A 19457-nucleotide genomic window follows, 5' to 3' on the forward strand; every position below is an offset into this window, starting at 1 on the left:
GGAGCGCCAGCTCGCCGGTGTCTCCCACCTCGCCGGCATCACCGCCTCCGCCACCAGCGGCACGCCCACCAACGCCGACATCGCCTCCGCCAACATCGGCCAGACCATCATCCTCAACGGCAATGGCCTGCTGGCCTCCGACCAGGTCGTCTTCTCCATCCTCGACGACAGCGGCAACCTCTCCGAGCAGGCCGTCACCCCGTCCAGCGTTGCCGCCGACGGCAAGAGCCTCTCCGTCGTCGTCCCCGTGAACGCCACCACCGGCCGGGTGCGCCTGGCTCGCGACGTCGTGGGTTCCTTCCTGCAGATCGTGCCGACCGTGACCGCCTTCGCGCCCAGTGGCGGCACCGGATTTGTCATCACCGGAACCGGTTTCGCTGAAGGCGCTTCAGCCGTGCTCCTGCCCACCGTCCGGTTGGATGACTCTGCTCGCGGCCAGGGACTGGATGTCTACGGTCAGGGCAGCCAGATTCAATGGATCGCCCCCACGGGTGCGTCGCGCAGTCAGGTCCGGGTATGGACCATCGGCGGCACCAGCGCCGTGTTCCCCACGGGTCAGGCATGAGTTTCATTCAGTTTTTTCACCACCACAGCACGAGGGAAATCGCATGAACAACAACGCAACTCGTCTCCCGACCCTGGCGGGACTCCGCCAATGGATCAGCCGCGCCGTCGCAGGCATCGCGCTGGTCAGCACCGCCACCATGGCAAGTGCGGCGCCGACCATCCAGTTCGTGGCGGTGGACATCGCCGATGTCGTTGTGGGCCACGACCTCTGGCGCTACGACTACACCATCGGTGGGACGCTCGCCGCCGGCGAAGGCGTCAACCTGCTGTTCTCCGCGACGCTGTTCGACGCACTGGATGCAACGTTTGCCGATGCCTCCGTCCTCGCGCTCGCGACGCAACCCATCCTGGCGTTGAGCGCGGACGGTTTCGTCTCGGTCACGGCGCTTCTGGACATCACGAGTGCGGATCCAGCTCACGTATCGGTGCAGTTCGAATGGCTCGGCGCAGGCGCCTTCCCGTCGTCTCAACCCTTCGAGGTCGTCGACAGCCTGTTCACCGTGATCGGCACTGACCGCACGGTGCCCGAGGCTGAGCCACCGCAATCGCTTCCCGAACCCGCATCCTTCGCACTGGTCGGTGCCGCGCTGCTGGGTGCTGTAGCGCGGCCTTCAGTCCGACGAGTGCGGGCGTCCCGCGGTCTCGCTTCTGCCTGATCTCGTCCTCTTGCCGCCGATGGGCAGACAGTCCATCACGCAGGTGCATACGTCTGATCTTGGCCCACATGCCCGCGCTGATCACGCCGGCTTCCCCTGCCCGCCCATTGAGCGCGCCTTGAACGCTGGTTTGAAGAGCGCTGCTTGGCCTTGTGGAAAGAGATCGCGCGCGGCCGGCCCAACCGGCTTCGTCAGTCCTGCTCCGCGTCATCGAGTGGCTGGCCTTGCATGGCACGGCGCACGGCATCCTCGATGGCATCCAGCACTGCGGGCTGCACCCGCTCGGCGTAGCGCTTGCGCCGATTTTTTGACAGCGTGCCACCGTTCTGAAAGACGGTCACGATCAACGTCGCCAAGTCGCTGCCGCGCAAGTCGTACCGGGCATCTATGAAGCGCTTCACTTGGTCGAACAGGCCAAGGAAAGCCACCTCCCGGCGCATGTGAGTGTCCAGGGATGCCTCAGCCATGCCCAGCGTAAATATGGCGGCCTCGGTCAGGTCCATGCAGCGGAACCAAATATCCGCATCAGCCGCCCACGCATAGTCGTAATGCTCATCCCCCGCCCACGTCACCTGGCAAAGCCCACGCGCCGGCTTGCTGAAGGCGGTGAGTGCTGGTGCTGAGGTCCGACCTACTTCGGGTAGCGGCGAAGTAGAAGCTCCCCAGGCGTCTAGCGCTTCCGCGTCATATCGGCTGCCAAAGTAGCCGCTTAGACGTCTGGTGGCACTCGGCTTATAAATTCCTGCCAAACCATCCGAAATACACCTTAGCCGGCGTGTTTTCATATAATCCTGCCAAACCAGGAGAGATGATGCGCAAGGTGAAGGCGGAGCCGTTTCCCGACCCTCTGATCCGCGACGCCGGAGCCTTCGGCCAAGCAGTGCGCGCCGCACGCACTGGCGCGGGCATCAGTCTGGAAGCTGCCGCACAGGCACTCAGCATCAGCAAGGCGACGCTCAGCGACCTGGAAGGTGGCAAGGGTACGGTCGCGCTCGGCACTGCGCTTCGCGTGGCGCGCGACCTCGGCGCGGTCGTGTTCGCCGCTCCGCTGGCTGTGCACTTCGAAGCGGCGACAGCGCTGCAGGGTCTGCGCAAAGCACAACCGAAGCCCTGGGGCGGCGTCGATTCGGACCGGCGCCCTCCTTCAAGGCAGTCGCTGGAACGTGAGCGTTCGACATGATTCAGCTCGCCGTCTGGGCCGGTCACGATCGCGTTGGCACGCTGTCTCATGACGCGCTGAGCAACCTCTTCGACTTCAGCTACGCACAAGCCTGGCGCGAGTCGCTCCGCAGCTTCCCTCTCAGCCCGCAGATCCCCATGTTCGCCGCAGCGCATGCGGCGGATGCCAGGGCCTTTGCTGAACTGCCCGCGGAAACTCGTTCGGCGATCGTCCGCGCCTTCTTCCAGAATTTGCTGCCGGAAGGTCAGGCACTCGAAGTTGCCGCGCAGGCCAATGGCGTCGCCCGGGGCAACCTGGCCGGCCTGCTCGTCGCGCTCGGCGCAGAGACCGCCGGCGCGCTGCGCGTCACGCTCGCTGACGGCGCGACAACGGCTCAGCCAGCAGAGCAGGCCCTCCGCCCGCTGCCACTGACCGAACTGAGTGAGCGCATTCGCAACCGCCCTGACCTGCCCTTCGCGATCTGGGACGGCAAGGTACGCCTATCGATTGCCGGGCTGCAGGACAAGATTGCTGTGCTCGAGGACCAAGGCCAACTGTTCCTTGCCAACGGGGATGGCTATGCCTCCACCGTCATCCTCAAGCCAGCACCCACAGACGGCCGCTTTGCCGACCTGCCGGCCATTGAACACACCTGCATGCACCTGGCCGCAGCCGCGGGCATCGCAACGGCCAGGACGCGGCTGCTGCACGTGCCGGAGCCGGTACTCCTCGTCGAGCGCTTCGACAGGCAGCGCAGCAGCGATGGCCGCATTGAGCGCCTGCACATCATCGATGCGTGTCAGGCTCTCGGCCTGTCGCCCGAGCTGAAGTACGAGCGCGCCTACGGCGACCAGGACGCCGTGAGGCACCTGCGCGACGGTGCGTCACTGCCGCGTCTCTTTGGCCTGGCCGACCTCAGTCCGGCTCCGCTCGCGATGCGCAACCAACTGCTGGATCGCATGATCTTCAACGTCCTCGTCGGCAACACCGACGCTCACGGAAAGAACTGGTCGTTCTTTGTCGGCCCGCAAGCCGGCCTGCTCACCCTGGCCCCCGCCTACGACCTCGTCGACGTCGAGTCGGTGGCCCACGACCACATGAGCACGACCTTTGCCATGGGGATCGGCGATGCCTTCACGCCTGATGAGCTCACGCCTTTCGAGTGGGCCAGCATGGCCGTGCAGTGCAAAGTTGCGCCTCGACACCTCGCGACACGCCTCAAGGCCCTGAGCTGGATGCTGCCTCGACTGCTTCGCGACGCGCGTGTCGCGTTGGAGCAGCAAGGCGTCCCGCCCGAACTGCTTGCAAGCATGGAGCTGCGGTTGCAGGAGCGCTGCACGACCGTGTCAGCCAAGGCCGGCGAAATCGCCTGGGTCCCGAAGGACCTCCTTTGACCTCGCGCGACACAGAAAGAACACGGACTCATCCGGTCCATCAGCTGGCCTGATGCCATGCGTTGTAACGCACTCAAAATCAGTCGCTGCAGGCTGCGCTGCGCCACAGGCAATCGCCAGAAAAATCCTCAGCACCAAGACATTCTTTCCAGACAGAGAGGGTGGCGATTTATTTTCGCCAGAAGTGACAACCAGGTCCGGCCCGATGCCTGAGTCAAAACGCCTTCGTTCGGTGTGGGGCGGGATGGCGCTGCCCTCGGGGTAGCGGATCAAGTAGCTGTCGAACGGCAGCGGCCAGCGTGCCGTGAGCAGCAGCATCTTGTCGTAGCCGCTGCCCTGGCGCCCGCGCTGCCACCGGAAGGCGGCGCGCAGGTAGCCGCCCAGGGTCACACCAGCACCCGCTCGATGCCGCCGTTGTTGGCCTTGGCCACGTAGTCCGGCATCCAGTTCTCGCCGAGGATCTGCTTGGCCATCTCGACGACGATGTAGTCGGCCTCGAGAAGGCCGTTCTGCAGGTCATCGCCGTAGCGCGTCAGGCCCTGCAGGCAGCTGGGGCACGACGTCAGGATCTTGAGGTTGTCCTGCGCGCCGACCTTGCCCGAATCGCGCAGCTGCGCCTCGGTCTTGCGCAGCTCCTCTTCCTTGCGGAAGCGCACCTGCGTGGCGATGTCGGGTCGCGTGACGCCCAGCGTACCGCTCTCGCCGCAGCAACGCTCGCTCTTCACGACTTCCGACCCCACGAGCGCCTTCACCGTCTTCATCGGCTCCTGCAGCTTCATCGGCGAATGGCAGGGGTCGTGATACAGGTAGCTCTGCTTGGAGCCCAGCGTGATGCCCTTTTCCAGCAGGTACTCGTGGATGTCGATGATGCGGCAGCCGGGGAAGATGTCCTCGAACTTGTAGCCCTGCAGCTGGTCGTAGCAGGTGCCGCATGACACCACGACGGTCTTGATGTCGAGGTAGTTCAGCGTGTTGGCGACGCGGTGGAAGAGCACCCGGTTGTCGGTGATCATCTTCTCGGCCTTGTCGAACTGGCCCGAGCCGCGCTGCGGGTAGCCGCAGCACAGGTACCCGGGCGGCAGCACCGTCTGCACGCCGGCATGCCAGAGCATGGCCTGCGTGGCCAGGCCCACCTGGCTGAACAGGCGCTCGGAGCCGCAGCCGGGGAAATAGAACACGGCCTCGCTCTCGCTCGCCAATTGGGGCGGGCGGATGATGGGCACGTAGTCCTTGTCCTCGATGTCCAAGAGCGCCCGCGCCGTCTTCTTGGGCAGGCCGCCGGGCAGCTTCTTGTTGATGAAGTGGATGACCTGTTCCTTGATAGGCGCGGCGCCGACGGTCGCGCGCGGCGCGTTCGTCTGCTTGCGGCCCGCCGGCTTGAACAGGTCCACGGCCAGGCGCTGCGCCTTCATGCCCACGCCCACCATGGCCGTGCGGGCCAGCTTGATGGTCTCGGGGTTGGTGGCATTGAGCATGAACATGGCCGCCGCGTTGCCGGGGCGCCAGGTCTTCTGGCCCATCTTGCGCAACAGGTTGCGCATGTTCATCGTCACGTCGCCGAAGTCGATCTTGACCGGGCACGGCGTCAGGCACTTGTGGCAGACCGTGCAGTGGTCGGCCACGTCCTCGAACTCCTGCCAGTGCTTGATCGACACGCCGCGGCGCGTCTGCTCCTCGTACAGGAAGGCCTCGACGAGCAGCGACGTCGCGAGGATCTTGTTGCGCGGGCTGTACAGCAGGTTGGCGCGCGGCACGTGCGTCGCGCACACCGGCTTGCACTTGCCGCAGCGCAGGCAGTCCTTCACCGAGTTGGCGATGGCGCCGATGTCGCTCTGCTGCATGATGAGCGACTCATGCCCCATCAGGCCGAAGGACGGCGTGTAGGCATTGCGCAGGTCGGCCGGCAGCGCATCGCTCTTGAGCAGCTTGCCCTTGTTGAAGCGGCCCTCGGGGTCCACGCGCTGCTTGTAGGCGGTGAAGTTGGCGAGCTCCGCGTCGGTCAGGAACTCGATCTTCGTGATGCCGATGCCATGCTCGCCGGAGATCACGCCGTCCAGGCTGCGCGCCAGCGTCATGATGCGTGCCACGGCCTCATGGGCCGTCTGCAGCATCTGGTAGTTGTCGCTGTTGACGGGGATGTTGGTGTGCACGTTGCCGTCGCCGGCATGCATGTGCAGGGCCACCCACACGCGGCCGCGCAGCACGTCCTTGTGGATGCGCTTGCACTCGGCAAGCAGCGGCTCGAAGGCCGCACCGCTGAAGATGCTCTGCAGCGGCTTGAGGATCTGCGTGCGCCAGGACGCGCGCAGCTCGTGCGTCTGCAGCCGCTCGAAGAAGCCCTGCGTGTCCAGCCCGTCCAGCCACTGCTGCCACTGCCCGCCCACGTCGCGCAGCAGCGCCAGCGCCTGCTGCACGCGGTCTTCCAGCAGCTCGGCGCTGGGGATCTCGCCGGCGTCGTCGCTCTTGCCCAGCGGCAGCTTGCCCGTCGTGAACAGCGCCTGCAGCGCCGTGACGAGCTCCAGCTTGTTGCGCAGGCTGAGCTCGATGTTGATGCGCTCGATGCCCAGCGTGTACTCGCCCATGCGATGCAGCGGGATCACGACGTCCTCGTTCACCTTGAACGCGTTCGTGTGCTTGCTGATCGCGGCCGTGCGCTTGCGGTCCAGCCAGAACTTCTTGCGGGCGTCGGCGCTGACGGCGATGAAGCCCTCGCCCGAGCGGCCGTTGGCCAGGCGCACGACCTCGCTGGTGGCACGTGCCACCGCGTCCGCGTCGTCACCGACGATGTCGCCGATGAGCACCATCTTCGGGAAGCCGCCACGCTTGCTCTTGGTCGCGTAGCCCACCGCCTTCAGGTAGCGGTCGTCCAGGTGCTCCAGGCCCGCCAGCAGCACGCCGGTGTCGGCAATCGAGAACATGTAGTCCTTGATGTCGACGATGCTGGGCACGCAGTCCTTGGGGTTGCCGAAGAACTCCAGGCAGACGGTGCGCGTATGCGCCGGCATGCGGTGCACGATCCAGCGCGCGCTGGTGATGAGGCCGTCGCAGCCTTCCTTCTGGATGCCCGGCAGGCCGGCGAGGAACTTGTCCGTCACGTCCTTGCCCAGGCCTTCTTTGCGGAACACACGGCCAGGGATGTCCAGGCGCTCGGTCTTTTCCAGCGTCTTGCCGCTGGCGTCAAAGTAGCGCAGCTCGAAGCTCGCGACCTCCACGTCGTGGATCTTGCCGAGGTTGTGGTTGAGGCGGATCACCTCCAGCCACTTGGCTTCGGGCGTCACCATGCGCCAGGACGCCAGGTTGTCCAGCGCCGTGCCCCACAGCACGGCCTTCTTGCCGCCGGCGTTCATGGCCACGTTGCCGCCGATGCAGCTGGCCTCGGCCGACGTCGGGTCCACCGCGAACACGAAGCCGTTGGCCTCGGCCATGTCGGCCACGCGCTGCGTGACGACGCCGGCTTCGCTGAAGATGGTCGGCACCTCGCGGTCCAGGCCCGGCAGGCGCAGCAATTCGACGCCGCGCAGCGCTTCCAGCTTCTCGGTGTTGATGACGGCGCTGTTCCACACCAGCGGCACCGCGCCGCCGGTGTAGCCCGTGCCGCCGCCGCGCGGGATGACGGTCAGGCCCAGCTCGAAGCAGGCGCCCACCAGGCCAGCCATCTCGGCTTCGGTGTCGGGCGTCAGCACGACGAAGGGGTACTCCACGCGCCAGTCGGTGGCGTCCGTCACGTGGGACACGCGGGACAAGCCGTCGAACTTGATGTTGTCCTTGGCGGTGTGGCGAGCCAGCGTCTTGTCCGCACGCTTGCGCAGCGCGGCGGTGCTGTCGAAGAACTTGTCGAACTCGGCCACCGCGCCGCGCGCGGCCTGCAGCAGCTCGCCCACGGCGGCGTCGCGCTGGGGGTCACTCGTCGGGTCGCGGCGCTTCTGCACCTCGCCGAGGCGGTGGTGCAAAGCCTCGATCAGCTGGGCGCGGCGCTTGGGGTTGTCCAGCAGGTCGTCCTGCAGGTACGGGTTGCGCTGCACCACCCAGATGTCGCCCAGCACCTCGTACAGCATGCGCGCGGATCGGCCCGTGCGTCGCTCGCCGCGCAGCTGGTCCAGCAGCGTCCAGGCCCGGGAGCCCAGCAGCCGGATGACGATCTCGCGGTCGGAGAACGACGTGTAGTTGTACGGAATCTCGCGCAGGCGCGGGGCGTCGTGGGCGACGGTGTCGGCCACATCAGCGGCGGCCGGCATCAGGGGATGCGGTGCGTTCATAGAGGAGCGGAATTATCGCAGCGGGGTATTTCCCTTCAGAATCGGGCGAATGAAGCCCTGGCCCTACCCCTTGTGGCTCGCGCACCGCGGCGCCGGCAAGCTTGCCCCGGAGAACACGCTGGCCGCGTTCAGGCTGGGCGCGCAGTTCGGCTATCGAGCCTTCGAATGCGATGTGAAGCTCAGCCGCGACGGCGAAGCCTTTTTGCTGCATGACGACACGCTGGAGCGCACCACCAGCGGCCGCGGCTCGCCGGCGGAGCAGGACTGGGAGGCCCTGGCGCTGCTGGACGCCGGCAGCTGGCACAGCCCGGCCTTCGCGGCCGAGCCGCTGCCCACCTTCGCGCAGATCGCGCAGTTTTGCATCGCCCACGGCTGCGCACTGAACGTCGAAATCAAGCCCTGCCCCGGCGCCGAGGCGCTGACCGGCGCCACCGTGGCGCGCGAGGCCGCCAGGCTCTGGGCCGGTGCAGACGTGCTGCCGCTGCTGAGCAGCTTCAAGCCCGAGGCGCTAGCCGCCGCCCGCGACGCCGAGCCCGGCCTGCCGCGGGCCCTGCTGCTGGACACGCTGTGGGACGGGTGGCCGGAAGTCGCCGAGGCGCTGGGCGTCGTCGCCGTCATCACCAACTGGCGGGTCATGGACCGCGCGCTTATCGAGCGGCTGCACGCCCGCGGCTGGCGGGCGCTGGTCTACACGGTCAACGATGTTCCGGTCGCCGAGCAGCTGATCGCCGATGGCATTGATGGCCTCATCACGGATCGCGTGGACCGGTTTACACCGTGATGGACTGCCGATGGGTGTGGATGCTCACATTGAGCGGGGTAGCCCGCTGTGCAACGTACTGATGTTGAGGTCTTCGGTCACGTTCGACCGCATCCAATCGCACAGCGCCGCAAACCGTCCTCTCGCACCTGCTGCAGCTTGCGCTTGAAGCGCGGGCCGAGTATTGCGACAGACCTAGCCGGCACGGCGCTGTACTCATACGCCGCCGAGCGCGCCTCGGCGATGGCTGGCGGCTCAACCTCGACATCAAGGGCCACCGCGTCTGCGACTTCCCGCATGCCATCTACCGCGCGAGCGACCTGGGTGACTTCGGCAAGTGTCCAAGCACCGGCCTGTAGATACTCGAAATCCAAATCGCCCATCCGGCACGTCCTTTGGGGCTTTTCATGAAGACCTATTGATTGACAACGACTCTCTCGAAGGACAAGGTCAGTGGGATGGTTCATCCACGAATCACTTCACGAAGCACCCACTCCACAAAGAGACGAACGGCCGGCTCGTCGACCAAGTCGTCTCGGCACACCAACCATGCCGGCCTCATCAACGGTGCCGCCCCGCATCTATCCATCGCTGCGTCATACCTCGTGCGAGGTTGTACCGGGCACAGTTGTACTGCTCCAACTGGTCGAGCTCGGTATTGGCGATGAGGCGCAGCGCTGTGCTGTCAGCTGCATCGACTTGCACATCGACGAACGCTTCGTCCAGCGTTCGGCCATGAAAGACCACGAACTGCATCAGCTCGTTCATTGCCTGCCGGTACTTGGTCCGAATCGGGTCGGGCGCTGACAGAGACGCACGCAGGACGCTGTACTTCTGAATCGAGCGGCGGTAGATGAACTCGAACAAGTCCACCGCCGCAGCCACGTTGCGCTGCTCGTAGATACCGAGCATGGCGGTCGCGTAGTCCGAACGCTCCACGTCCAGGAATGACAGTGGTGCGCAGTTGTAGAGCATGAGCGGCATGTTGGCGCTCAGACGACTCGTGCGCTTGTTGCCGTCTGCAAAGGGCTGCAGGTAGGCCAGATTGACCCACAGGAAGAAGGCGGCCTCAACCGGATTGCGGATGTTCCGCACCTTGTCGACGATGGCGTTCAGCGTCTCCTCAATGAGCGAGGGAATGCTGCTGGGGATGTAGACCGAGCCGTCGATGTTCACCAAGCGCCGGCGGATGCTGCCGATGTCGCGTGAGTCGCGCAGAAGGTCCCGCATCAGCTTGGCCTGCAGGTCGACGATGACGGGCACGGTGATGCCCTCTGTCGGCACCGCATCGACCATGAACTCGATGGCGCTCTTGTGATTGAGCAGCATCAGCGTGTCTTCGTCGAGTGAGTCGCCTTGTTGGCCGAGCTCGAAGAGTTCCTTGGTGTCCAGCAAGCTCTTGTTGTTGCCCTCCAGACGCGATGACGACCAGGACAGGTCGATGAGCAACTGCTCGAGTACCTCGCGCGCGTAAGTTCCTGCGGGTTGCTGGTCCTGGCTGCGGCCGGCGTTGTAGAGGTCGCTGGCCAGTTGAGGCGGCAGCAGGCTGGACTGGTTCGGGATGTAGCCGCTCACAAACCCGCTGTCGTAGCCCACGGGGGTACGGGAGCCCAAGGGAGCACGCAGCGCCTCGACGAGGGGCTGTGCAGCTGCTGACCATTGAAGAGTTCCAGACCCGGCTGGCGTTTGGGTGCCAGCGGGCAAAGCGCGCAGCGCTGCCTCGGCCGCTGCGGTGGCCACGTAGCGGGTCGAACGGCCATCCCCGCGCTTCTCCAGAAAGCCAGCGGCAAGAAGCTCCCGCAAGTCCCGGTTGATGGTGGGCCGGGAAATCTGGAGAGCTTGCTCCAGCGCGCTTGGCGCAACTGCCCCCCCCACTGCAAGGACTTGGCGGAGCAGCGCCTCATGGCGGGGCGACAGCGAGCGGGTTGTCATGGGGCAACTAACCTTGTCAATTTCATCAATCTTGTCAGCCGAGGAGATCCCGAGATCAATCTCGCCACATGACAAGAATAAACAGTAATCCTATCTAGCCGCCAACTCAAATGATAATATTAAACCTGCCATGACAAGAAATCTCCTGAGGGACCGCGAGGTGGCAGTGTGACCTTGCCCGATTTCTCCGAGGTCAGATGGAGCGCACCGAATAGATTTGGGCAGATAGGGGGTCTCGGCCTCGATGGCCCAAGGCGCAGATAGGCGCCCGAATGCTCAGCGACGGCTACCCAACTCAGCTTGTCCATACGCGATAGAACATGGCCAGCGCGACGCCCCCCCCGCGAGAACACCGAAGGCCTGCTGGAGACGCATCCCGCTCAAGCGCTGACTGACTTGTCGACCGGCGATCAACGCGGCGGCCGCACCGGCCGCGAACGGCAAGGCGATCCCCCAGTCCATGCCCCCTTGCGACGCGGCCCCTAGTCTTACTGTGTCACAAGAATAGCGACGTCCGGCCGCAGCACGTGCATGAGCCCAATCGAAGGTTCAACTCATAGCTCAGCAGGTGCCGCAAGGACGTGATTGACGTCGGCACGTGGCGCTGAGCGCGCTGGGCTACCCCTCGGGACGTAATCTTTGGGAAGGTCAGGCAACGCGCGGATTGCGAAGTTTTTTTTGCCTCGCTTCAGCGCCTCGCGATCAGCCCGTAGCCATAGCCGCGCACGGCGCGAATGCCGGCATCGGGCAACTTGCGGCGGAGCCGATGGACGTGCACGTCCAGCGTGTTGCTCTCGAACTCATGGCCCCACGCATGCAGCATGGCTTCGAGGACCTCCCGGGCAACCGCGTCACCGGCATGCGCCATGAGCGTCTGAAGGATGCGGCACTCCTTGGGCGTGAGATGCGCTTGGCGCTTGAGGGCTGATGTGACGGACGAGTCCAGTCGCCGACGGGTCACGCCGCAACAACGCGAATGCGAATGATTCCCATTGTGAATTAAGATGTGCGTTTCGTATCGCCGCCCTCCTACACGCTTCCGTCGCACGCCCGATGCCCCGCTCCACGCCCCTCCGCCCATTGCGTCTCATTCCCGTCGTCCTTGCCATCCTCGCCGCGCTGCCGGCAGCCGCCCAGCAGACGGTCGACCCACAGCTGGAGCGTGTCGTCGTCACAGCCACCCGCGGCAGCAAGGCCATTGACAAGATCCCTGGCGCCGTCTCGGTCATCACAGCCCAGGAGATCGAAACCCAGACGCTGGTGGCCGAGGATCTCAGCGCCGTGCTGTCGGTACTGGCCCCGTCGTACGCGCCGTCGCGCCAGAAACTGACCAGCTTCGGCGAGTCCATGCGCGGCCGCACGGCGCTGCTGCTGTTCGACGGCGTGCCGCAGAGCAACCCGCTGCGCAACGGTGCCCGGGAGGGCTACTTCGCCGATCCGTCGCTGATCGAGCGCATCGAGGTCATCTCCGGCGCATCGGCAGCGCAGGGCCTGGGTGCCACCGGCGGCATCATCAACTTCATCTCCAAGACGCCACGTGAGCCGGGCACACGCCAGCGCGTCGAGTTGAAGTACGGCACGCAAGGCCACAGTGACGACGCGCTGTGGAAGGCCGGCTACACGCTGGAGCACAAGGGCGACTTCGACGCGCTGCTGCATGTCGGCGCGACGCTGCGCGGCCTGGGTGTCGACGGCGACGGCCGCAGGCTGGGTCTGGAGGCCGTGCAGGGCGACACCCAGGACTCGCAGGCCAAGGACGTCTTCCTGAAGCTGGGTCGCGACTTCGGCCCGCAGCGCCTGCAGTTCTCGTTCAACAAGTACCGCCTCGAGGGCGACGGCGACTGGAAGCCCGTGCCCGGCAACCGCGCGACCGGCCAGCTCAGCGGCGCCACAACCGGCACGCCGCCGGGCATCCCGCCGCGCAACGATGTGCGCACGGTGTCGCTGGACTGGAGCCATGCCGATCTGGCCGGCGGCCAGGCACGCGCGCAGGTCTACAAGCAGGACTTCTCCGCGCTCTATGGCGCCACTGCCGCGACAACGTTCCAGGACACCAGCATCGCGCCGCAGGGCCAGCTGATGGACCAGTCCGAGGTGGTCGCCGACAAGGCCGGCGTCAAGCTGAGCTGGGTACGACCGGACCTCTTCGTCGAGGGGCTGGAGTTGACCACTGGCCTGGACTGGCTCAAGGACACCTCGCAGCAACGCCTGGCGTTGACCAACCGCTCCTGGGTGCCGCCGCTGAAGTTCACGAGCACGGCACCGTTTGCCCAACTGGAGTACGAGGTCGGCCCCGTCACCATCCGAGGCGGCGCGCGCCGCGAGAGCGCGAACCTGAAGGTCGACAGCTACCGGACGCTGGCCTTTTACAAGAACACCGCCGTGCAGGGCGGCGAGCGCAGCTTCAGCCAGTGGGTCAAGAGCCTGGGGGCGGTCTGGCGCCTGGGCGGCGGCTGGTCCACCTTCGTGTCGTACAACGAAGGCTTCGGTGTGCCCGACGTGGGCCTGGTGCTGCGCGCGGTCAACACCGCCAACCAGTCGGTGGACAAGCTGATCTCGCTGGAGCCCGTCGTCACCGACAACCGCGAACTGGGCCTGGCCTGGCGCGGACGGCTGGGCAGCTTCTCGGCGTCGGTCTACGACTCGCGCTCTGACCTCGGCTCGCAGATCCGCGTCGACGCGGCCACCGGCGTGGGCAGCGTGCTGCGCGTGCCTGTGCGCGTCAAGGGCTTCGAATTCAGCGGCGAGGTCAAGCCACTGCAGGACTGGACGCTGAGCGCCAGCTACGCGCGCACCCGCGGCAAGACCGCAGCCCAGCAGGACGCACCCATGGATGTGAGCCTGGGGGCGCGCTCGCAAGGCCCCGACAAGCTCGTGCTGGCCGCCGCCTGGCAGTTCGCTGCCAAGGGCAACGTGCGCCTGCAGGCCACGAGGCTGGCCTCGCGCCACATCAACACCGGCCGGGTTGTCGGCACCTCCAGGCTTGAGGAGAACTTCGAGGGCTACACACTGGCCGACCTGGCCGCCACCTACGGCACGCCCTGGGGCGATTTCGGCGTCGGCATCGAGAACCTGTTCGACCGCCAGTACGTCGGCTACTACGCGCAGTCCAACCCCGCCGGCACCAATGACGACTACTTCGCGGGTCGCGGCCGCACGCTGACGCTGAGCTGGCGGCGCAGCTTCTGATGCGGCGCTTCTGGCTGAAGCTGCACCGCTGGGTCGCGCTGGCGCTGGCGCTGCCGCTCATCGTCGTGGCCCTGCTGGGCAGCAGCCTCGTCGTACTGAAGCCGCTGGACCGCTGGCTCAACGCCGATCTGCATCGCGTGCCCGACGGTCCCGCCGCGACCGACCTGCTGGAGCGCACGCGTGCCCGGCTGCTGGCCGAGTTCGGGCCCACCGCGTCCTTCGTGCTGCGCCCACCGCGGGAAGCAGGCGAAAGCCTGCGCGCTACCGTGCGTGGCCCCTGGGAAGGCTTCGTGTACCTCGATCCGCGCGACGGGCACGAACTCGGACGGCGCGGCGAGCGCGAGGGCGCCTTCAACTTCGTCTTCGAGCTGCACAGCTCACTGCTGCTGAACGACGTCGGCAAGCCGCTGCTGGCCGTGCTGGCACTGGCCTACGGCGTGCTACTGATCGGCGGCCTGGTGCTGTGGTGGCCCAAACGCTGGAAGCAGGCCTTCGCACTGGCACTGGATCGCGGCCTGCTGCGCGGGCTGTTCGACCTGCACCGCAGCGGCGGCGCACTGCTGGGCGTGCTGATCGCCGTGCCGGTCGCCACCGGCGCCTACATGGCCTGGAAGCCGCTGCCGCAGGCGGTGACCTCGCTGTCAGGCCAAGCACCGCTCGCGCCGCCCAAGGTGAAGGCGACTGATGCCCCGCTGGCGCCACTGGATACCGTCGTCGCCGCGGCACGCGCTCGCTTCGACAGCGCTCCTGTTGGCTTCATCGCACTGCCGGCAGGCGCCGCCAAGCCGGTGCGCGTACGGCTTCTGCTGGCCGACGACCCGCACCCCAACGGCCTCACATCGGTGTGGATGCACCCGCAGACCGGCGCCGTGCTGCGCGCCGACCGCTGGAACCAGCTGGACCCAGGCGCACGGGCCAACAGCGTCATCTACCCACTGCACACCGGCGAACTGGGCGGCGTGGCGCTGGAGACGCTGAACGCGCTGCTGGGCCTGGCGCTGGTGGCGCTGGGAGTGACCGGGCTGTGGCTGTGGTGGCTGAGACGCCGCCCGCGGCCGACCACGCGCTGACGGCCATCGCCATATCGATCACGGGCACATCCACCGTCCCCTCTTTCCGCATCTCAGGCTGCGCACTGGCCTCGACCACTCCATCACCGCATTCGCGATCGCCCTGATTGGTCCTGCCATCGCCGGGATCCTGTTGCTGACGCGCCGCTCCGCATTTGACGAACCCGAAGGCGGCGCAACGCGGCCTTGAACCGACAGGCCTGCGTCGAAGACGGGGCCCGGAGCGGTGATGTCCCGGCGCGTGGTGTAAGTCCACAGCCCGGACAGGCTGGGATGCGCGGGGTACTCAGCGTGCCGGGACATCACCGCTGGACCGGATCGCAGCCGAGATCGAACAACTGCCAGCCTCGATACTTGGTATTTTCTTTCCCACCAAACCGTTGTGTTTGCCCTTCGTTGCACCCAGAAGTTGCTCGACAGGCTCAAGTCAACGCCTCACCCGGAACCAGTGGCGCCGGACACGGCGCTCGGCGACTGGTATGCCAACCTGATCCGCGCGGGTCGAATCCAGGTCATTCTCGCTGTCAGCGAGCGGAGCCTGCTGCCCGTCGTGGTGCCCGCACGGGATGGTCGCCTGCTCGTCCAGCGACTCGGCGAATCCGTAGAACAAGTGCTGACCGACATTGGCATTGCAGCGGAGGATGTGACTGCTGAGCGCCGTGCCATGCAAAGCTGGACAGTCGGTAAGACTGCAAATCGCCGTGTGCTGGGGTCGCTCAACGACTTGGCGTTTCAACTTCAAGTGGGTCTGCTCGACTTCCCTGACAGAACGCTGCTGGCGCAATCGCACTGGCTGGCCAAGACGCCCCTGAAGGTCATCGACTACGGTGCTCCCGACAGGCCACGCGAGCGGCATTTGCTGCGCATCGGGCACTGCAGGCAGCCATTAACCGATGACCGTCCGGCACCAAGCCCGCAGGCAGGTGGCGCAAGGCATGGGCCACGACTTACGACAGGCCTGCGCGCGATCGCAGCGTCGAGCTTGAACGCCACCGTCCAACACATGGCGATGTGTGGCAACTGACGTCGTTCGCTCAAGGCGTGGTCCTACGCCGGCTCAGCGGACCACAGCTCCCCATCAAGCCATGCGCGAAGAGGGCTGCCATGGTCATGCACAGGATCGTCGTCATGTTGATGCCCGTCGTGACCGGGGTCACGGCGTTGAGCTGCGTGTCGACCTTTCCGAGCGAGGGCAGCAACGGGATCGAACCATAGGCCCCGTTGACGGCCTGTAGCTGGACGACCAGCCGACCGCACCAGCGCTCAGCAACGTGAACTCGACCACCCCAGGCCGCCCTCCTCGGGAACTGGCCAGCGGGCTTGACCGGAATGCAAGTAGCGGTCACGCCGCATCCCGCCCCAAGTCGAGCGCATGACGACGAAGGGCTGAAGCCAGGCCCAAAAGGGAAGTCCCAGCAGACCGCGCAGCATTTCTATCCCCCAAAAGGGGGAAATGCGGGGGATGCGTGGGGGATAGGCCCTGCCCCATCCCCCTTCGTTCCCCCTTCAGGGCGATATCCGCCGCGGTGCTGGCCGCCGAGACTGACTCCGTCAACAGGAGACAGTCATGCACGTCCAGCTCGCCTCACTTGCCCACGCTTCGGTCATCCAGCTGCGCGACGCCATCCGGCGCGTCACGCTGACCCATGTGGCCACTGACGGCCGGGACGCCGAGCGTTTCCTGGACAGCGTCGTGGTCAAAGAGTCGACCTGGGGCGAGTGGGCGGAAACGGCGTTTGACATGCACGATCAGCCCGCCAAGGTGCTGCATGCTTGAGCATCGCCCGAACTACGAGCCGCTGCCGGTGAGCCACTGGGCGCGGCAGCCGGCGATCGACAGCATCAGCGCGGTCGACGCACTGGGCGGTGTCGTGATGACGATCATCACTGGCCCGGGATTCAGCACGCGCCTGGCTGCGGCCTTTCACAACAGGCCGCCGAGGGTGATGCCCCGGGAAGGGGTGTAAGTCTCTAGGTGACCCGGCCCTCTCGCGCCGATTCCGCCAGTTCTTCCAGCACCTCAGCCCGGACGCGTTCGACATTGTGCGGAATGCTTGGCGATCTACGTCCATCAATGCCAAGAGCCCGAGGTTGGCGATCATCAGCACCTGATCGAAGTCCACCGATCGGGGCAGCCGGGCTCCCTACGGATCAAGTGCGGGGTGCGAGCTCCCGTGCGCCGCGCGTTGCCGATCCCACGAGGGCCAGGCGAGGTGCGGGGTCAGCCCTTGGCGTTCGAAGGCGCGTTCAGTGCGAGCACCTCTTCGATGATCTGCTGCACGGGCGTGGCCAGCAGTTCCCGATCCTCCACCCGCCCGCGGCTGGCGCGCATCTGCTCACACAAGGTCGCCTTCGAACGCTCGTATCGACGGGCCACGGCTACGGCGGTGCACAGGCGAGCCTTGACGGCAAGACCGGCCACGAGCGCGCGCCCTCGCGAACCGTCAGCGCCATCCAGCTTGCGTAGCTTTTTGCGCACGGACAGCCCCATCCGGTGCTTGACCCACCGCTCCAGAAGGTTGAGTGCGCCGTTGATGGTCTTCGGCTGGCCGGCCGCAACGAGCGCGGCAGACGCTCCTCGCACCTCGCGGGATGCGGCGCACTTCGGGCCCCCGTGGCCAGCGGCGAGTACCAAGGCGTGGTTCAGCTCCCACTCGTCCAGCGACACCTTTGAGGGCCGGCCTCGGGTCACTTGCTGCAGGGCCGATCGTGCTTTGAGGACTGTTCTGCCAAACAGCGACAGCAGGGGGCGGATGTCGAACTGCCGCGCCAAGCAGAGCCCCAATGTGCTCCGCAGCGAAGTGCACGAGTAGTACGACTGTCTCGTGCAGAGCTTCAGGGCTGCGGGGCGCCAGGCGAGCATCCGGATCTCGTAGCGAAGCGCCGCCATCGACGGCAAGCGGTGCGCGAGATAGGGGCCGGCGAATACCGGGCCCCGAATGAAGTCGATCTCCCTGACCCACCTCGAGATCACGCTGGCGACCCCGCGCACGATGAGATCGGGGGTGACGCCCTCGGGCAGGCTGGAGATCACATGCAGCTCCGAGGGCATCAGGGAATAGAGCAGCAGGCTGCCGCCGTGTGGCTTGTGTGCCGCAACCAGACGGTTGCGTATCCGCTCATGCAGTGAAGGATCGACGAGCAGGTCGCGTCCCTTGGCGGCCTGCCACCAAAAATGCCAGAGGGTGTGCCTCTGCAGAGGTTCCGCGATCGTCTCCATCTCTGTATGACGTTCGAGGCCCCGAAAGTACCTAGTTGCGCGGGGACACTGCCTGCTGATTCGCGGCGGCCGCTCCAGCATTGCCGCGCCGGCGACGTGGCCGGATGGCGACGCGTGTTCGCTGAAACGCCGAACGAATGCACCCGCGCTCCGCTCAGCGCCGGGCCGTGTTTGGCGCGCGCCTGCCCAGGAATACAAGCCTCCAGGCCGACCGAACCCTCCAACTCATCGGCATAAAGCATTGCTTCATCACGCCCCGGACTCCTATCTTTGCGTCGCCTGAGGCATTCCGCCAACGGCATTCCTGTCCTCAACCAATGAAGGAGTACGTGATGAACGAAGCACCGCAACTGGAGGTCGTCGACCTGGGCGACGCCAAGGAAGAGACCAAGGGCCGCAAGGAAGGCCCCCTGCCCGAGGAAGACGTGAACTTCCCGCGCCGCAACATCGGCGACTGATCGCCTGAACGGCGAAGCGTGCAGCTGACGAGCTGCACGCTCTCCACAGGAGGGAAACGCTCATGTCCACTCGCTCAGAGGCTCCCGGCACCTACCGGCTTGCAGACCACGTCAGGGCCTGCCAGATCGGGCGTCAGACCGTGCTGCTGGATCTGAAGGCCGGCAGGTACCTCGCTCTTTCACGGCAAGGGCCAGGCTCGGAGGACTGCCCGCAGGACGACGTCTGGCCTGCGGCTGTCGGCGCGTCACCGCCCTTCCTCCGCGACCTTGCAGGCAGCGCGATCGAGCCGCTGGTCCGCTCCGGCCTGGTGATTGCCGACCCGGCCCCGGTCGCGCCGGCCACCATCCTGCCGGAGCCCCTGTACAGCCTGCATGCCGAGCTGGTGGCCGACCATCAGCCACTCACCGTCGCTCACGTGCTCAGCCTGTGGACCAGCGCTGGTGTCGCAGCCCTGTGGCTGCGGTGCCGCACCCTGGAGGACATCGTGGATCGCGTGGCGCGGCTCACGCCTGCCGGTCCCAGCGCGGCCCGATGCGTACCGCGACCGCTGCAGGAGGCCGTCGCCATCTACATGCGTGCACGACCGTTCGCATTCACCGCCCATGACAAGTGCCTGCTCGACTCGCTCACGCTGATCCATTTCCTTGCCCGGCGAGGACTGCATGCGCAATGGGTGATCGGTGTCGGCACCCGCCCCTTTCGCGCGCATGCGTGGGTCCAGCACGGCCATGTCGTGCTGAACGACGCACACGAGAACGTCCGGCGTCATCACCCCATCCTCGTCGTCTGAGGGAC

At 66.1% G+C, this 19457-nt stretch carries 19 protein-coding genes; 12 read left to right on the forward strand and 7 right to left on the reverse strand.

Translation table 11 applies throughout. The features are described from left to right. On the forward strand, window positions 1-565 hold a 565-nt coding region (locus tag AC1Q7O_RS21440; protein ID WP_492660605.1), incomplete at its 5' end, for a hypothetical protein. 43 nt (window positions 566-608) lie between these two features. Then, on the forward strand, window positions 609-1223 hold the full coding sequence (locus AC1Q7O_RS21445) for a hypothetical protein (RefSeq protein WP_492660604.1): 615 nt from the start codon (window positions 609-611) through the stop codon (window positions 1221-1223). Between the two features lie 191 nt (window positions 1224-1414). Here the strand turns inward: AC1Q7O_RS21445 and AC1Q7O_RS21450 are convergent, their stop codons facing one another. Then, entirely contained in the window at window positions 1415-1726 is a 312-nt protein-coding gene (locus tag AC1Q7O_RS21450) for a hypothetical protein (protein ID WP_492660603.1), read from the reverse strand. A gap of 308 nt (window positions 1727-2034) precedes the next feature. Between AC1Q7O_RS21450 and AC1Q7O_RS21455 the strand changes: the two genes are divergently transcribed. Together AC1Q7O_RS21455 and AC1Q7O_RS21460 are read left to right on the forward strand one after the other, a co-directional pair. After that, complete coding sequence (locus tag AC1Q7O_RS21455) at window positions 2035-2403, forward strand: helix-turn-helix domain-containing protein (protein WP_492660602.1); 369 nt, start codon at window positions 2035-2037, stop codon at window positions 2401-2403. Beyond that, on the forward strand, window positions 2400-3776 hold the full coding sequence (locus tag AC1Q7O_RS21460) for a HipA domain-containing protein (RefSeq protein WP_492660601.1): 1377 nt from the start codon (window positions 2400-2402) through the stop codon (window positions 3774-3776). The genes AC1Q7O_RS21455 and AC1Q7O_RS21460 overlap by 4 nt, the downstream gene beginning before the upstream one ends. Here the strand turns inward: AC1Q7O_RS21460 and AC1Q7O_RS21465 are convergent. Both AC1Q7O_RS21465 and AC1Q7O_RS21470 read right to left on the reverse strand, forming a co-directional pair. Beyond that, on the reverse strand, window positions 3729-4166 hold the full coding sequence (locus tag AC1Q7O_RS21465) for a hypothetical protein (RefSeq protein ID WP_492660600.1): 438 nt from the start codon (window positions 4164-4166) through the stop codon (window positions 3729-3731). The genes AC1Q7O_RS21460 and AC1Q7O_RS21465 overlap by 48 nt on opposite strands. Continuing rightward, the gene (locus AC1Q7O_RS21470; protein ID WP_492660599.1) at window positions 4163-8011 is read right to left on the reverse strand and encodes a DUF3683 domain-containing protein; all 3849 of its coding nucleotides are present in this window, start codon (window positions 8009-8011) and stop codon (window positions 4163-4165) included. The genes AC1Q7O_RS21465 and AC1Q7O_RS21470 overlap by 4 nt, the downstream gene beginning before the upstream one ends. A gap of 70 nt (window positions 8012-8081) precedes the next feature. Between AC1Q7O_RS21470 and ugpQ the strand changes: the two genes are divergently transcribed. Further along, complete coding sequence (ugpQ, locus tag AC1Q7O_RS21475; protein WP_492660598.1) at window positions 8082-8813, forward strand: glycerophosphodiester phosphodiesterase; 732 nt, start codon at window positions 8082-8084, stop codon at window positions 8811-8813. Window positions 8814-8890: 77 nt separating this feature from the next. Here the strand turns inward: ugpQ and AC1Q7O_RS21480 are convergent, their stop codons facing one another. The 3 genes from AC1Q7O_RS21480 to AC1Q7O_RS21490 all read right to left on the reverse strand — a co-directional run bounded on the left by AC1Q7O_RS21480 (window position 8891) and on the right by AC1Q7O_RS21490 (window position 11805). Then, entirely contained in the window at window positions 8891-9175 is a 285-nt protein-coding gene (locus tag AC1Q7O_RS21480; RefSeq protein ID WP_492660597.1) for a hypothetical protein, read from the reverse strand. Between the two features lie 178 nt (window positions 9176-9353). Then, entirely contained in the window at window positions 9354-10724 is a 1371-nt protein-coding gene (locus AC1Q7O_RS21485; RefSeq protein ID WP_492660596.1) for a Fic family protein, read from the reverse strand. 688 nt (window positions 10725-11412) lie between these two features. Continuing rightward, a complete protein-coding gene (locus AC1Q7O_RS21490) occupies window positions 11413-11805 on the reverse strand; it encodes a winged helix-turn-helix domain-containing protein (protein WP_492660595.1) in 393 nt (130 codons plus the stop codon). Between AC1Q7O_RS21490 and AC1Q7O_RS21495 the strand changes: the two genes are divergently transcribed. The 5 genes from AC1Q7O_RS21495 (at window position 11805) to AC1Q7O_RS21515 (ending at window position 16950) form a co-directional block, all read left to right on the forward strand. Beyond that, window positions 11805-13913 (forward strand): TonB-dependent receptor, encoded by a 2109-nt coding sequence (locus AC1Q7O_RS21495; protein ID WP_492660594.1) that lies wholly within the window; start codon window positions 11805-11807, stop codon window positions 13911-13913. The genes AC1Q7O_RS21490 and AC1Q7O_RS21495 overlap by 1 nt on opposite strands. After that, window positions 13913-14983 (forward strand): PepSY-associated TM helix domain-containing protein, encoded by a 1071-nt coding sequence (locus tag AC1Q7O_RS21500; protein WP_492660593.1) that lies wholly within the window; start codon window positions 13913-13915, stop codon window positions 14981-14983. The genes AC1Q7O_RS21495 and AC1Q7O_RS21500 overlap by 1 nt, the downstream gene beginning before the upstream one ends. Before the next feature lie 382 nt (window positions 14984-15365). Beyond that, window positions 15366-16007 (forward strand): DUF6933 domain-containing protein, encoded by a 642-nt coding sequence (locus AC1Q7O_RS21505; protein ID WP_492660592.1) that lies wholly within the window; start codon window positions 15366-15368, stop codon window positions 16005-16007. A gap of 543 nt (window positions 16008-16550) precedes the next feature. Continuing rightward, the gene (locus AC1Q7O_RS21510) at window positions 16551-16760 is read left to right on the forward strand and encodes a hypothetical protein (protein WP_492660591.1); all 210 of its coding nucleotides are present in this window, start codon (window positions 16551-16553) and stop codon (window positions 16758-16760) included. Continuing rightward, window positions 16753-16950, forward strand: coding sequence for a hypothetical protein (locus AC1Q7O_RS21515; protein ID WP_492660590.1), 198 nt, complete (start codon window positions 16753-16755; stop codon window positions 16948-16950). Before AC1Q7O_RS21510 ends, AC1Q7O_RS21515 begins: the two co-directional genes overlap by 8 nt. Window positions 16951-17204: 254 nt before the next feature. Here the strand turns inward: AC1Q7O_RS21515 and AC1Q7O_RS21520 are convergent, their stop codons facing one another. Further along, window positions 17205-18203 (reverse strand): transposase, encoded by a 999-nt coding sequence (locus tag AC1Q7O_RS21520; RefSeq protein ID WP_492660589.1) that lies wholly within the window; start codon window positions 18201-18203, stop codon window positions 17205-17207. Window positions 18204-18535: 332 nt separating this feature from the next. Between AC1Q7O_RS21520 and AC1Q7O_RS21525 the strand changes: the two genes are divergently transcribed. Further along, the gene (locus AC1Q7O_RS21525) at window positions 18536-18661 is read left to right on the forward strand and encodes a hypothetical protein (protein WP_492660588.1); all 126 of its coding nucleotides are present in this window, start codon (window positions 18536-18538) and stop codon (window positions 18659-18661) included. A 62-nt stretch (window positions 18662-18723) separates the two neighbouring features. Next, window positions 18724-19452 carry a lasso peptide biosynthesis B2 protein gene (locus AC1Q7O_RS21530; RefSeq protein WP_492662737.1) on the forward strand — a complete coding sequence of 243 codons (729 nt, stop codon included), beginning with the start codon at window positions 18724-18726 and terminating at the stop codon, window positions 19450-19452. The last annotated feature ends 5 nt before the right edge of the window (window positions 19453-19457 follow it).

It is taken from the genome of Roseateles sp. GW823-FHT07B05 (genome assembly GCF_058794515.1).

Coding starts and splice junctions, on each gene's coding strand:
- AC1Q7O_RS21445 (WP_492660604.1), top strand. CDS start 609: ATGAACAACAACGCAACTCGTCTCCCGACCCTGGCGGGACTCCGCCAA.
- AC1Q7O_RS21450 (WP_492660603.1), bottom strand. CDS start 1,726: ATGGACCTGACCGAGGCCGCCATATTTACGCTGGGCATGGCTGAGGCA.
- AC1Q7O_RS21455 (WP_492660602.1), top strand. CDS start 2,035: ATGCGCAAGGTGAAGGCGGAGCCGTTTCCCGACCCTCTGATCCGCGAC.
- AC1Q7O_RS21460 (WP_492660601.1), top strand. CDS start 2,400: ATGATTCAGCTCGCCGTCTGGGCCGGTCACGATCGCGTTGGCACGCTG.
- AC1Q7O_RS21470 (WP_492660599.1), bottom strand. CDS start 8,011: ATGCCGGCCGCCGCTGATGTGGCCGACACCGTCGCCCACGACGCCCCG.
- ugpQ (WP_492660598.1), top strand. CDS start 8,082: ATGAAGCCCTGGCCCTACCCCTTGTGGCTCGCGCACCGCGGCGCCGGC.
- AC1Q7O_RS21480 (WP_492660597.1), bottom strand. CDS start 9,175: ATGGGCGATTTGGATTTCGAGTATCTACAGGCCGGTGCTTGGACACTT.
- AC1Q7O_RS21485 (WP_492660596.1), bottom strand. CDS start 10,724: ATGACAACCCGCTCGCTGTCGCCCCGCCATGAGGCGCTGCTCCGCCAA.
- AC1Q7O_RS21490 (WP_492660595.1), bottom strand. CDS start 11,805: ATGGGCGGAGGGGCGTGGAGCGGGGCATCGGGCGTGCGACGGAAGCGT.
- AC1Q7O_RS21500 (WP_492660593.1), top strand. CDS start 13,913: ATGCGGCGCTTCTGGCTGAAGCTGCACCGCTGGGTCGCGCTGGCGCTG.
- AC1Q7O_RS21510 (WP_492660591.1), top strand. CDS start 16,551: ATGCACGTCCAGCTCGCCTCACTTGCCCACGCTTCGGTCATCCAGCTG.
- AC1Q7O_RS21515 (WP_492660590.1), top strand. CDS start 16,753: ATGCTTGAGCATCGCCCGAACTACGAGCCGCTGCCGGTGAGCCACTGG.
- AC1Q7O_RS21520 (WP_492660589.1), bottom strand. CDS start 18,203: ATGGAGACGATCGCGGAACCTCTGCAGAGGCACACCCTCTGGCATTTT.
- AC1Q7O_RS21525 (WP_492660588.1), top strand. CDS start 18,536: ATGAACGAAGCACCGCAACTGGAGGTCGTCGACCTGGGCGACGCCAAG.
- AC1Q7O_RS21530 (WP_492662737.1), top strand. CDS start 18,724: ATGTCCACTCGCTCAGAGGCTCCCGGCACCTACCGGCTTGCAGACCAC.